The sequence below is a fragment of the Fulvivirga ulvae genome (assembly GCF_021389975.1).
Taxonomy (GTDB): domain Bacteria; phylum Bacteroidota; class Bacteroidia; order Cytophagales; family Cyclobacteriaceae; genus Fulvivirga; species Fulvivirga ulvae.
Genome location: NZ_CP089981.1, coordinates 3,867,931 through 3,881,256, shown reverse-complemented (window position 1 = coordinate 3,881,256; position 13,326 = coordinate 3,867,931). Strand labels below are relative to the sequence as shown.

At 43.5% G+C, this 13,326-nt stretch carries 11 protein-coding genes; 7 read left to right on the top strand and 4 right to left on the bottom strand.

Annotation, left to right across the window (positions count from 1 at the left end):
• Positions 1–22: 22 nt before the first annotated feature.
• Positions 23–526 (bottom strand): D-glycero-alpha-D-manno-heptose-1,7-bisphosphate 7-phosphatase, encoded by a 504-nt coding sequence (locus LVD17_RS16600; RefSeq protein WP_233760132.1) that lies wholly within the window; start codon positions 524–526, stop codon positions 23–25.
• Between the two features lie 136 nt (positions 527–662).
• On the opposite strand from LVD17_RS16600, the gene LVD17_RS16595 reads away from it, so the two are divergent.
• A complete protein-coding gene (locus LVD17_RS16595; protein WP_233760131.1) occupies positions 663–1,409 on the top strand; it encodes a polyprenol monophosphomannose synthase in 747 nt (248 codons plus the stop codon).
• Here LVD17_RS16595 and LVD17_RS16590 read toward each other — a convergent pair.
• Positions 1,406–2,626, bottom strand: a complete 1,221-nt coding sequence (locus tag LVD17_RS16590) for an ABC transporter permease (protein WP_233760130.1) — start codon at positions 2,624–2,626, stop codon at positions 1,406–1,408. The two genes, LVD17_RS16595 and LVD17_RS16590, sit on opposite strands and share 4 nt — an antisense overlap.
• Before the next feature lie 51 nt (positions 2,627–2,677).
• On the opposite strand from LVD17_RS16590, the gene LVD17_RS16585 reads away from it, so the two are divergent.
• On the top strand, positions 2,678–3,847 hold the full coding sequence (locus LVD17_RS16585; protein WP_233760129.1) for an exo-beta-N-acetylmuramidase NamZ family protein: 1,170 nt from the start codon (positions 2,678–2,680) through the stop codon (positions 3,845–3,847).
• Positions 3,848–4,142: 295 nt separating this feature from the next.
• Here LVD17_RS16585 and LVD17_RS16580 read toward each other — a convergent pair whose 3' ends face one another.
• Both LVD17_RS16580 and LVD17_RS16575 read right to left on the bottom strand, forming a co-directional pair.
• The gene (locus LVD17_RS16580; protein WP_233760128.1) at positions 4,143–4,553 is read right to left on the bottom strand and encodes a molybdenum cofactor biosynthesis protein MoaE; all 411 of its coding nucleotides are present in this window, start codon (positions 4,551–4,553) and stop codon (positions 4,143–4,145) included.
• Positions 4,554–4,555: 2 nt separating this feature from the next.
• Positions 4,556–4,798 (bottom strand): MoaD/ThiS family protein, encoded by a 243-nt coding sequence (locus LVD17_RS16575; RefSeq protein WP_233760127.1) that lies wholly within the window; start codon positions 4,796–4,798, stop codon positions 4,556–4,558.
• Between the two features lie 171 nt (positions 4,799–4,969).
• Here LVD17_RS16575 and moaA point away from each other — a divergent pair, with 171 nt between their 5' ends.
• From moaA to LVD17_RS16550, 5 genes are all read left to right on the top strand, one after another.
• The gene (gene moaA / locus LVD17_RS16570) at positions 4,970–5,968 is read left to right on the top strand and encodes a GTP 3',8-cyclase MoaA (protein ID WP_233760126.1); all 999 of its coding nucleotides are present in this window, start codon (positions 4,970–4,972) and stop codon (positions 5,966–5,968) included.
• Between the two features lie 307 nt (positions 5,969–6,275).
• Positions 6,276–6,857, top strand: a complete 582-nt coding sequence (locus LVD17_RS16565) for a sigma-70 family RNA polymerase sigma factor (RefSeq protein WP_233760125.1) — start codon at positions 6,276–6,278, stop codon at positions 6,855–6,857.
• Positions 6,858–6,931: 74 nt separating this feature from the next.
• Complete coding sequence (locus LVD17_RS16560; RefSeq protein WP_233760124.1) at positions 6,932–7,966, top strand: FecR family protein; 1,035 nt, start codon at positions 6,932–6,934, stop codon at positions 7,964–7,966.
• 172 nt (positions 7,967–8,138) lie between these two features.
• Positions 8,139–11,486 (top strand): SusC/RagA family TonB-linked outer membrane protein, encoded by a 3,348-nt coding sequence (locus LVD17_RS16555; RefSeq protein WP_233760123.1) that lies wholly within the window; start codon positions 8,139–8,141, stop codon positions 11,484–11,486.
• A gap of 28 nt (positions 11,487–11,514) precedes the next feature.
• Positions 11,515–13,293, top strand: coding sequence for a SusD/RagB family nutrient-binding outer membrane lipoprotein (locus LVD17_RS16550; RefSeq protein ID WP_233760122.1), 1,779 nt, complete (start codon positions 11,515–11,517; stop codon positions 13,291–13,293).
• Positions 13,294–13,326 lie beyond the last annotated feature (33 nt).

The window sequence follows — 13,326 nt, the reverse complement described above, 5'->3', positions numbered from 1 at the left end:
TACTCAAGATCATAGCGATGTATTACCCAAAGATAATCTCCAGAGCATCGGGCAGGTTTTTCGCTTTGTAGTCAGCCATACGGCTATCATCATTATCTACCTGTATAGTCTTTATGCCGAGCCTTTTCGCCGGTACAAGGTCACGCTCTTTGTCGCCAATCATCCAGGAAAGTTTTATATCTATATTGAACTTTGCTATGGCTTTCTCAAACATCAGTGAGCCCGGCTTTCTGGAAAGGCTCTCGCTTACAGTTGGGTGTCCCGGTGCAAAATAAAAATGGTCTATCTGGTGGCTAAACGCCTTTTGCATCAGTTGATGACACTCGTGCATTTGCTCTCTTGTATATAGCCCCTTGGCTATACCAGACTGGTTGGTGATCACGATTAGCAAATATCCGGCGCGTTTGAGTGAGGTAAGTGCTTCCGCAACGCCAGGGAGGATCTCCAGCTTGTCAGCAGAGTATACATAGTCTACATAGTCCCTGTTAAGGACACCATCTCTATCCAGAAATACACATTTATTCAAAATATTGGGATTTTTAGTGCAACAAAGATTTGCAAATCTAGTACATACAGAATAAAAACAAATTCTAAGAGTTACAGATTTAACAGGGATTTGTTATTTTTAGGCGCTTTAACCTTACTATCAACAATCAGACAGCGTGAACGACAGCTTAGTTATCATACCTACTTACAATGAAAAGGAAAACATCGAATTAATTATTGATGCCGTGTTTTCGCTGCCTCATAAGTTTGATATCCTTATTGTTGATGACGGATCACCCGATGGCACCGGCAACCTCGTAAAGGAACTTCAGCAAAAAAACTATGATGGCCGGACTTTACACCTGGTAGAACGAAAGGGAAAGCAAGGGTTAGGCACGGCTTATATAAGAGGTTTCAACTTCGCTCTTGAAAAAAAATACGATTACATTTTTGAAATGGATGCCGACTTCTCCCATAACCCCAAAGACCTGATCAGCCTATATAAGGCCTGCTCTGCTGAAGGTTATGATATGGCCGTGGGCTCCAGATATATCAGCGGCGTCAATGTGGTTAACTGGCCTATGGGAAGAGTGATCATGAGCTACTTTGCCAGTATATATGTCAGGTTTATCACAGGCATGCCTATCCATGACACCACTGCAGGTTTTGTCTGCTTCACACGAAAGGTACTAGAGTCGATCGACCTGGAAAAGATCCGGTTCATCGGCTATGCATTTCAGATAGAGATGAAGTTTACCGCCATGAAGTATGGCTTCAAAATACTTGAGGTACCTATCATTTTCACGGACCGTACCCGAGGAAAATCCAAAATGTCGGGATCAATATTTAAAGAAGCATTCTTTGGAGTAATACAACTCAAGATCGATAGCTGGTTCAAGAAATACTATGCGGACGCTGCCTAGTCGAATTTAATACTCTTTATAGCGTTTATTCTGGAAATAACCGCCGTAGGGATCAAAATAATCAGACTGACTACCAGCAGGGTGAGCAGGTTAAGCCCAATAATCACATCCCAGGCCCAGCCGATGGGCACATAACTCATATAATAGTCTGCAGGGTTAAGAGATATAACCTTAAAGTAGTATTGGACCATGCAAACGCCTATACCCAAAACGTTGCCTAAAATCAGCCCTTTTGCAATAAGCTGAATACCATTGTAAATAAAAATGCTCCTGATCTGACTATTGTTGGCTCCAAGGGCTTTTAGCAATCCGATCATTTGTGTTCTCTCCATGATAAGAATAAGTATAATAGAGATCATGTTGACACATACCACAAAAAGAATAATCCCTAAAAAGATATTGACCTGCCGGCTGATCAGATGCAACCAGTCGAACACCTGGATGTATTTGTCACTTATTTTCTCTACGAAAAAGTCATAGTCGACAATCTCATCCAGTGCTTTTTCAGCCTGGTCCATCCGTGACGGGTCCTTTACAAAGACTTCCATACCTCTGGCCACACTGTCTGACCAGTCGTTAAGGCGCTGTATCAGGCGAAGATCCCCGATAATAATCTTGCTGTCATAGTATTCTGAAAGATTAGTTTCGTAAATACCAACAACATCCAGGCGTCTTACGCGGGGTGGGTTTTGGAAAAAGTGTACGGTAATCTTGTCTCCGACACTCAACTTTAATTTGTCAGCAATAACCCGGCTCAGCATCACCTCTTTCGAATAAGACTCATCGTCAAATGATATAAACCTCCCCTCTACAATATTTTCACCAAACCTGTTCAGGTCAAACCTTTTGCTTACCCCCTTAAAAATGATCCCCAATACCTCTTCTTCTGTTTTAATCAGCCCGGCTTTGTTACTGTACTCCTGCACATGGTCAATGAAATCATACTTTTGATAATTGTTAAACAACTCATTATCAATAGATATAGGTGCTTCTTCATAAGAATTTCCCATCGTGTATTTAGTGACCTGGAAGTGGGAGCTAAAGCTATAGATCTTATCCGTTACGGTATTTTGAAAGCCCTTGAGGATCAGGAAAGAGACAATCATCACTGCAAGCCCTATGCCTATGCTACCGACAGCTATTTTATGGATGGTAGACGAAAAGCTGTCTTGCTGGTTTCCTGCGATTCTTTTGGATATAAAATAAGATAGGTTCAAGAATATCGTTTAATTTTAGTCTCTCTTGCGTGCAAATTAAATAATTAAGTATTGAACAGGCTCATTTTACTCATATCATTTTTCATTGCCACCACTTCATGCGGCCACGGGCAGCCTGAAAATAAAAGTCAGATCATTCCGGGTGCTTACCAACTAGCTGATTATCTGCCTTTATTAAAAGACAAAAATGTGGCCCTCGTGGTTAACCATACGTCTATGGTAGGCCCTTCTCACCTCGTCGATACGTTGCTCAGTCTCAACGTTAACCTTAAAAAAGTATTCGCTCCCGAGCATGGCTTTCGGGGTGACGCCGATGCCGGGGAAACTGTAAAAAGCGGTGTTGATGTACAAACAAAACTGTCCATCATTTCACTCTATGGTGACAACAAGAAGCCGACGGCTAAGCAGCTGGCCGGTATCGATGTTGTTGTTTTTGACATTCAGGATGTAGGCACCCGGTTTTACACCTACATCAGTACTATGCATTACATGATGGAAGCTTGCGCTGAGAGCAATAAACCCATGATTATACTGGACAGGCCAAACCCAAATGGCATGTATGTAGACGGACCGGTGCTAAAGCCGGCATACCAGTCATTTGTAGGCATGCACCCTATACCGGTGCTACACGGACTTACGGTGGGCGAGCTTGCTAAAATGATCAATGGGGAAGGCTGGCTTAATAACAAAATCAAATGTGGTATTACAATAATACCTGTTGAAAATTATAACCATAAAAACCAGTATTCATTACCGGTAAAGCCCTCCCCTAACCTGCCAAATGACTTATCCATAAAAATGTATCCTTCACTTTGTTTGTTTGAAGGCACGGTGATCAGTGTTGGCAGAGGTACTTATCAGCCATTTCAGCAGATCGGCCATCCTGATTTCAAAGATTTGCCGCACGTTTTCACACCTGAGAGTATAGAAGGAATGGCTAAAAACCCCAGGTATGAAAATCAGAAATGCTATGGCATTGATTTTCACCAGACCGACTTCGGCGGAGGGTTTTCACTTGCATACCTGCTGGATTTTTATCAGAAGTATGAAGAAAAAGATTTTTTCAACAGCTATTTTGATAAACTCGCAGGCACGGATGAGCTTAGAAAGCAAATTACAAACGGACTATCCGAAGAAGATATCAGGGAAGGATGGGCTGGAGAACTCAATAGTTATAAGGTACTAAGAAGAAAGTACCTGCTTTATGAGGACTTTGAATAAATAAAAAATTCCATTTTGAAGTCGTCCCATTTTGAAGTCAATTTCTCCTTTTGACACTTTTTATCCTCTTATCAGGGCCTGATCCATGCCGTAAGTATCCATAAAAGTCTATTATATAATTGTTTATTGATAAATAAACCTAATCAGCACTATTATTGATATTTACTTCAGTACATCAAATATCAATATCTATGGAAAGGTTTAAAGAAGAATCGATGAAAGCAGAACTGTTGGGGATACTATTGTTTAGCATGTTGGTTGGCCTGGCCATTATAACTGCACTGGCCATATTGATTTAAGGGTGGGCTGAAACCCATTCCTCACCATCTTCGAAGACTTCCTTTTTCCAGATAGGAACAGTCTCTTTTAGAGTGTCGATAGCATACTGGCAGGCAGCAAAGGCTTCTTTCCGATGCGGGGAGGATACAGCAATGACTACCGCTATTTCTCCTACAGTCAAAGCACCTATGCGGTGATGAATAACTACATGGTGTACCGGCCATTTTTGTTTTACTGTCTCAATGATCTTCTCTATCTCTTTAATGGCCATATTGAGATAGGTCTCAAACTCAAGCCTAACCACCCTTTTATGTTTGGTAGTAGCCCTGACTGTACCAATAAATACATTAACAGCGCCAGCCTCATCACTGAAAACAGTGCTGGTAATATCATCAGGGTTTAACGGATATTCTGTTATTTTTATCATGATTACCCTCCGCTAACAGGCGGGATAAGTGCTATTTCTTCATTCCCCTGCAACACTACCCCTTCATCAACATATTCATTGTCAACCGCTATCCTAAGTGAGTTTAGCTGCTTCATCTTTGGATATGCTTTATAAAGCAACTCCTTAAGGACAGAAACGCTGGCTCCTTCTTCAAGAGAAACTTTGAAGCTATCCCCCTCAACGATATCTCTTGTAATTCCAAAGGCTAAAATCTCGACTTCCATAATTACAGCTAAACTATTCTTTTCAATGATCAGTTCATAGAAATGAGTACGATAAAAATAACAATTATAACTTTAATACAATGGGTCACGTGTATAAAGGTTCTCCCGCTTACTGTCAAATAATTGACACAAAGCATAAAGAAAATGTGATATATCGCTTAAATTTGAATAATGTCTCAACCTTCTCTCACAGATAATTTTGGCAGGCCTATAACCTACCTCAGACTTGCGGTTACAGACAGGTGTAACCTGAGATGTTTTTACTGCATGCCTGAGGAAGGCATCAAATTTCTACCCAGAAAGGAGCTTCTTAGTTATGAAGAAATGGAGCGACTTGTGCGTGTTGCCTGCCAGGCCGGGATTAAAAAAGTACGCATCACCGGTGGCGAACCTTTTGCCAGAAGAGACATGATCTCCTTTCTGGAGCGGCTTAGAAAAATCCCTGCCCTGGAAGAACTTCACATTACTACCAATGGTGTGCTCACAGCCCAGTATATCGATAAGCTTAAGGAGATAAATATTTCATCCGTAAACCTGAGCCTTGATACGCTTGACCCAGAGCGCTTCCTGCAGATCACGAGGCGCAATGAACTCCAAAGTGTGCTCGATACCTTTAACAAGCTTCTGGATGCCGGTATCCCTGTAAAAATAAATATGGTGGTGATGGATGGAAAAAATACCCGGGATATAGTACCCATGGCCGAATTAGCAAGTGACAAGCCTATTTCCATACGCTATATTGAGGAGATGCCATTTAATGGTACAGGTACATCCAGGGCTCAGCTCCTCTGGGACCATGGCGCTATTTTAAGCCAGCTCAGGTCAGTGTATCCGGACATCGCTAAGGTCAGTGATCCGAAACATAGTACAGCCTATCATTACCAAATTCCTGGATTTAAAGGCAATATAGGCATCATTGCAGCCTATACCCGTACATTTTGCGGAAGCTGCAACCGGATCAGGGTTACTTCTCAGGGCACTCTAAAGACATGCCTTTATGACCATGGGGCCCTGGATATCAAAACACTGATGCGCAACGGCGCTTCCGACCAACAGTTAATCAATGCCATTGCCGGTGCCATCGGCAACCGCCACAAGGACGGATGGGCTGCAGAAGCTTCTCGCTCTCAGAAAGACCACCATGAGTCAATGTCTACTATAGGAGGGTAAATTGGCCGGCCCATTCGTTTGATTAGTGCCAATTCTTTTCATATTGGCTGTTGGTATAACCTATTAACTAACTCACCTCATGTTCTCCACCCTGTTTAAATGATTAAATAAGAAGAGTCAAATCTCAAGCGAAACAGCAGCCGGCAACCGATGCCGTATGGGTACCATGCACCGCCAGACTAAAACAGATCTCTGCCATCTGCCCGTGCCTGTATTAAGTACTCCTGATTTTTTTAACAATGTGTTAATCCCTGATTTTTGGTTTAGCTTCGGGCTGTTCATAATTTCGGTTCCTATCCAGATTAGTATGAACAGTTTGAATGAGTTAAACGACAATCAGCTTTGGGCGTTATCTGTAAGCGGAAACCAAAAAGCCTTTGATAAGCTCTTTCAGCGCAACTTTCTTCACCTCTGCGAATACGCCAGCCGGTTCAGACTTACACCGGATATGATCGAGGAAGCAGTTTCAGATGTATTTATCAACCTTTGGATCAGGAAAGATGACCTGCAAATAAAACAGATCAGGCCCTATCTTTTTACCTCTGTTAAGAACACCTCGCTTAATCATTTAAAAAGCGCCCTTAAGCCAATACTTTCTTTCGATCAGGTAGATGACAGCTTACTGGCTTCAAACAGCAGAACTGATGCAGGACTAACCATCAATGATCTCCGTTCTGAAATTGAGCAATATGTGGTGCAGCTACCTTCTCAACAGCAAAATGTTTTTCGCCTCAGCAAAGTTGAAGGTTTCGAAACCAATGAAATTGCAGAAATGCTATCTATCTCTCCCAAAACGGTGAGCAATCATTTGGTCGAAGCCTGCAAATCCATTGCCCGCCATTATCAAAAAGTCATACAATTGACGCTCATTCTCTTAACGTTTAATTAACAAACACATAACAAGTTCAACCGGGAAAACGGCCTGTCAATATTGTCATATCAGTAAAGGCAATAATGGCACCGATGAATAAAAATGAATTTTACGATCTGCTGGCCAAAGAACTCTCCGATACGGCCACGGAAGATGACAAAGCAAGGCTCAGGTTCCTGATTCAGGAATTTTCGCTGGAAAAAGAATATCAAACCATAGTCAGCAATTGGCAAAACGAGCTCTCTGGCATAACCGAGCGCACTTACAATTTAGAAAGAGTACGCCAAAGGGTGATCAGAGGTATACAGGCAAAAGACCCATCTTTCAATATGGGCCAGGCACCAGCCAAAAAGCAGGTCTTCCTGAGCACCCGGGCTTTGAAAGTAGCTGCCAGCCTACTGTTATTAGCCACTATCGGGATATTTACCTACATATCTTATTCAGGGAATACAGAAAAGACACCGGAGATCAAATGGATTGAGAAACAAACGCTGGCAGGCCAGACCACTATTTTGACTTTCAGGGATGGCAGTGAGATCACTCTGAACGGTCAGTCTAGCATTCGCTTTCCTGAAAATTTTGGACCGTCCTCCAGGGAGGTCTTTTTTAGTGGCGAGGGCTACTTCGATATAGCCACTAATCCTGACAGACCTTTTGTTGTGCATATGAAAGATTATTCCCTAAAGGTGCTTGGCACAGTATTCAATATCAACGATTACGATTCCAAAGAAACCTTGCAGGTGTCTCTTCTCGAAGGCAAGGTGGAAGTGGGTAAAAATGCTTCCCTGGAAAAAATCACGCTTGAACCCGGAAAGCAGGTGACTTTTAACAGGACAACATCCCAAGCCGTAGTCAATGGATTTGATGTGCTAAAAACCGTTGGCTGGAAAGACAAGATCTTCATTTTTGAAGCAGAACCTCTGCATCATGTACTCAGCGTACTTGAAAAGCGATACGGAGTTACTTTCCAATACGCGCAGGGGGTAGCCACTGGCTGTAAGATCAACGCTTCATTTAAAGATGAATCCATCAAAACTATTCTAAAAGCACTTGAGCATGCCACAGACATAGAATACAGTACAGAAGATTATAAAGTGATCACACTTTCAGGTAATGGATGTCAGTAATATTTAACCCCAAAAAGGACATATGATAAAAACAGGTTCAAAAAAAAGCGCCCGGTAAACAGGCGCTTCCAATAGGTTCTGTCCCAACTACAGGTAACTGGTACTTACCTGTAAAAACAGGGACTTGCAGTCTCAACAAAATCAGAAAAATGTTAAAACTCAATTCAAATTTATGAAAAAATTATACCATTCAATAATACTCAAAGCATTGTATAGTATTATAATTCAATTGTGTTGCGCCACTGTAATGTTTGCCGCAACTACCGTTAACAGCCAGGGGCTCGCGGAAATTGAGATGGACATACAGTCCAGGGAATATACGCTTAAGCAGGCTTTTGACCTCATCGAAGAACGCACCGATCTGAAATTCTTTTACGTAGAAGGTGAGATCGATGTAGATCAAAGGGTAGAAGTAAGTACAGGCTACCAAAACCTGAAACAGATCCTCCAGAGGATCTCCAACGACAAAAGACTGGAATTCAGAAGGATCAACGACCTTATCGTAGTTAAGCAAGTAACGCAAAAAGGCCCGCAGGTGTCCGAATCTTTTTACCCGGTTGAAATTTCGGTTAGTGGTAAGGTTACTGATATCGAAACCGGCGAGCCTCTGGTTGGCGTAACCGTAGTGGTGCCCGGCACATCTCATGGCACCATAACTGATGCCGACGGGTATTTCCAACTGGAACTCCCTGATGATACCAAATCACTGATATTTTCATTCGTTGGCTTCGAACGGCTCGAAGTATTACTGCAAGGGCAAACTTATTTCTCCATTGCTATGACTCCTGACATCCAGTCGTTGCAGGAGATAGTAGTTACCGCACTTAACATAGAGAGGAACAAAGAAGATATTGGCTACGCCTTACAGGACGTAAAGGGCGACGAGGTAGCTGTAACCAAACAGCAAAATGTCTCCAATGCGCTGGCCGGACGCATTGCCGGAGTATTTGTGACCCAGGGCGGGGGTGAGTTGGGAGATGAAAATACCCGTATTGTAATTCGTGGTGAAAATGTACTGTCCGGGAGCAATCAGCCTCTGTTTGTAATAGATGGTATTCCCGGAGACATGAACTCTGTTGCGCCCAATGATATAGAGTCTATCTCTGTATTAAAGGGTCCCAGTGGCGCCGCCCTTTACGGCTCCCGTGCCACTAATGGCGTAGTACTGATCACCACAAAAAGAGGTGGCGGCAAGGGTAGCGGTTTCAATGTTGAGTTCAGCTCCAACCTTACCTTCCAGCGTCCTTCTGTCACTCCGGAATACCAGACCGCCTTCGGGCAGGGTATTGGCGGCAATTATAATGCTGAAACCAACCAGTCATGGGGGCCTGCTTTCAGCAGCGGTACAGACACAGCCCAATTATGGAATGAAAATGCTGAATGGAAGGCTCACCCTGACAATTTCAAAAACTTCTATGAGACCGGCATAATTGCCACACATAACCTGGCACTGATTGGAGGGTCTGAAAATCAAAACTACCGCCTCTCCTACACCAATATCAGGCAAAAAGGAATGGTGCCTAACACCAACTTTAAGCAGGACCGTCTGGACCTGGTTCATGACTGGTTCTTCAATGAAAAATTCTCTGCCAAAACAAATATTAAGCTGATAAACCAGAGAAGTGATAACAACAGAGGCTATGATCCTTCAGGTATTCCGTTGAATGTAGACATTGAAGACCTCAAAACCTACAGAGATGGTAACGGAGAGCAGCGGATTTACCGAGTAGGTATGGACAATCCTTACTTTGTGCTTAATGAGAACGCCTATGAAATGAACAGGATTCGTGTGGTTGGTAACCTGCAGCTTAGCTATGACATTACGGACAATCTTAGCTTTTTTGTAAGGGGAGGTATCAATGGCTTACGCAATAAAACGGCTCAAAAACTGGCCAGCGGGCATTTGAACAACCTTGAGCAATACGGTGGTTATCAGCAAACCAATGAGTTTTCATACGAGCGCAATGCGGATTTTTTGCTTACCTATCAAAAAGCATATGATGACTTTAGCTTCAGGATCTCTGCCGGAGGTAATTCCATGCTGCAGCACAGTGAATCGTTTTATGGTGAAAACAATCAACTTCTGGTGCCCGGTGTTTACGCCATTCAAAACTATCGCAATGGCCAGTATGCAACTACACGAAATGATGTAGACAAAGGCATCAACTCTTTATATGGTTTTGCTTACCTGTCTTATCAGGACAAATTCTTCCTGGACCTGACAGCGCGCAATGACTGGTCTTCTACTTTGCCGGAAGAGGAAAATTCTTATTTCTATCCATCAGTCGCCGCCAGCGCCATTTTATCAGAGGTATTTACCCTACCGCAGCCTCTATCGTTTTTGAAATTGCGCGCCAATTTTGCCCAGGTAGGTAACGACGCCGAAGCTTTTCTTCTTCAGGATGAAGTAGATTTCACCCGTGGCGATGGAATTATAAGTCAGATAGCTGAGGGTAGTACCAAAAGGGAATTTGGTTTAAAACCTGAGCTAACCACCGGTTTTGAAGTTGGTACCAACATTCAGTTCTTCGATAACCGGCTTGGCCTCGACCTTACCTACTACAACAGCAACACCCGTAATCAGATTTGGCCGGTAGCTGTAAGCTCCATTACAGGGTACAACTTTGTAGTTCGCAATGCTGGAGAGATTGAGAATAACGGAATAGAGCTTATACTTAATGCCACCCCGGTAAAATCCGGTGACTTTGTATGGAATACGACGGTCAATTTCTCCAGGGACAGGGCCTATGTCCGCGAGTTGGATACTGAAAACCCGGAACTAATTTTCACCAGTGCCCTGACAAATCATCTTTTCGTGATTGATCAGGTAGACCAGAGACGTGGCAACATTTATTCAAAAACTGCCCGTCGATTTGAGTACGACCCGGATATACACGACCCGTCACTTGCTGCTTATAATGGCGAGCTTTATTTTGATTCCAATAAAGACCTGCCCCGCTCGGATGAGTTGACTGTTATCGGCAACTACAATCCGGACTGGATAGGCTCTTTGCACAACTCCTTCAGCTATAAGGGTATTACATTGGGCGTACTTTTCACCACTCAGCAAGGCAATGACTTCTACGCAGGGATTGAAAAGAACCTGGTAGGCCTTGGCCTGGATGAAACTACCGGAGGCAACCGCAATGCAGTGCTTCCTTCCGGCATATGGGACAGCCCTGAGGGGCCCAAGCCTTTTGAAGCCGGTGAGGAGATAACTGCAGAGGTATTTTATGGCGACTATATGACTGATGGCGAGATCAATGACATTTGGGTGAAGGACGGCTCGTTTGTAAAACTTAAAGAGCTGAGTATCTCCTACCGTTTGCCCGAATCCATCATTAGCAAAACGCCATTCCGTTCTGTAGAGCTTTCTCTTTTCGGCCGAAATCTCATGGTATGGTCAGATGTAAAACATGTAGACCCCGAAGCTTTGACCCTTGGCCGTCCCGGAATTTCCACCACTGGTGGTGTAGCCGTACCCAAAACCTGGGGATACAACCTTTTACTGAAATTTTAAATCAACCCTGATTAAAAAAAACAGAAAAATGAAAAATCTATTATATATATGCTGTTCGGTGTTTCTTTTCCTTTGCTCATGCGATACCTGGGATGAAGACATCAACATCGATAAAAATGTACCCAACCTTAAAGATGAAAATCTAAGCCCGTCCTTTTTTATGGGTGGTATGTTCAACGGTGCCATCTCCATAAACGGCGACTGGGACCGAAGTGACAATACTTTCATCAATGCCATACTACCTGTAACCGCCTATTATGGCAAAACAAGAAGCTTGAGCCAGGGTAACAGGCACCGTTCCTGGCATGACTTTGACGGACACGTGTGGCCTCATTGTTACGCCTCTATCCGCAACATTAAAAATGTGCGCAACATCGCCTTAAACCAGGGTGATAATCGCTATGTGGCTGTTGCCGACATCTGGGAATCGTGGATGTTTTATATGCTTACCACATTCTATGGAGACATTCCCTATTCACTGGTTATTGCCGATGATGTACCTTTAACCGGTATTGATTATGACAAGCAGCGGGATATTTACGCAGGATTACTGACTAAGCTCAAAGCTGCCAACGACCTGCTGGCCGGAGAGACAGAAAACATCGATGAAGCATCAGACTGGATATATTACGGTGATATTGCAAAGTGGAGAAAATTCTCCAATACATTGAGGCTGAGAATGGCTTTGCACATGTATAACGCCGATCCCGAAGAGGCCAAATCAATAGCCAATGAAATCCTGAATGACCCGGCCCGCTACCCTGTTCTTGAGAGCAATGAAGATAACTTTCAGATAAATTTCGACGGAGCCTCAAGAACATCCCTTTACTACAGGTACAACCCCGACCGGATCAAACAAATTGCATTGAGCCAGGTATTTGTAGAGAGACTTGCATCCTTAAAAGACCCCAGGTTATACAGGTTTGCTACCCCTGTAAAAAAGGTACATGAAGAGCCCGGGTATGTGGTACCTCAAAACCCGGGAGAAGATAAGTACCTGGGACACCTGTATGGCATCACCACCAGCGATGGTGATGCCGCTTCCTGGAATGGCGGCTGGGAATACAGTTCGCTACTAGGCCCGGCATTCAGGCCGATGGATGAAAATCTCGAGGCATTGCCCGCTGCTGCAGCTACCCCCATTAAGCTGGCCACTTATTCGGAAATGCTGTTCAATTTGGCTGAAATGGCCCAAAGAGGAATTATTGGCGGTGATCCTTCAAGGTATTACGATGATGCTATTCGTGCCAGCTTCATAGAATATGATGTACTCAACGGTTTTGCCGGCAGGGCTGAATATGATCGTGCTTATGCCGACCAGGGGGTAAATAACGCCGAGGAGTATCTGGAGCAGCCACAAGTTAACTTCAATGGTACCAGAGACAAACTCTTACTGATCAATGAGCAACGCTGGATCGCTATCTTTCAGTTGCATTTTGAACCCTACTTTCATTACAGAAGAACTATGCTACCGGGTATACTGGCCTCTGATAACGCAGGTAGTTTTGCATCTACAGGCAGCGGAAAATTTTTCCCTTCACGAGCCAGCTACCCTACCAGTGAAGCTGCCGAAAACTTAAAGGCTTATGAAAAAGCGCGTGCAGAAGGCTATGACATCGCTATAACAGGACAAGACAACCGTAACCTGGCCAGGATGTGGCTGATCAACAATGCATCAAGCCCTTCACTGGAAATGGAGACTTTTGAAGAGCCTATGCTGGCCGAAGATGAATACCCGGGAAGTGCTAACTTCCAGGATTGGTATAACAACACATGGAAAAAGTCTTTCTGGTGGGAAAACGAATAATAAAATTTAAACCATTTAGTCTGGTAAAGTCCG

Coding starts and splice junctions, on each gene's coding strand:
- LVD17_RS16580 (WP_233760128.1), bottom strand. CDS start 4,553: ATGATAAAAATAACAGAATATCCGTTAAACCCTGATGATATTACCAGC.
- LVD17_RS16575 (WP_233760127.1), bottom strand. CDS start 4,798: ATGGAAGTCGAGATTTTAGCCTTTGGAATTACAAGAGATATCGTTGAG.
- moaA (WP_233760126.1), top strand. CDS start 4,970: ATGTCTCAACCTTCTCTCACAGATAATTTTGGCAGGCCTATAACCTAC.
- LVD17_RS16565 (WP_233760125.1), top strand. CDS start 6,276: ATGAACAGTTTGAATGAGTTAAACGACAATCAGCTTTGGGCGTTATCT.
- LVD17_RS16560 (WP_233760124.1), top strand. CDS start 6,932: ATGAATAAAAATGAATTTTACGATCTGCTGGCCAAAGAACTCTCCGAT.
- LVD17_RS16555 (WP_233760123.1), top strand. CDS start 8,139: ATGAAAAAATTATACCATTCAATAATACTCAAAGCATTGTATAGTATT.
- LVD17_RS16550 (WP_233760122.1), top strand. CDS start 11,515: ATGAAAAATCTATTATATATATGCTGTTCGGTGTTTCTTTTCCTTTGC.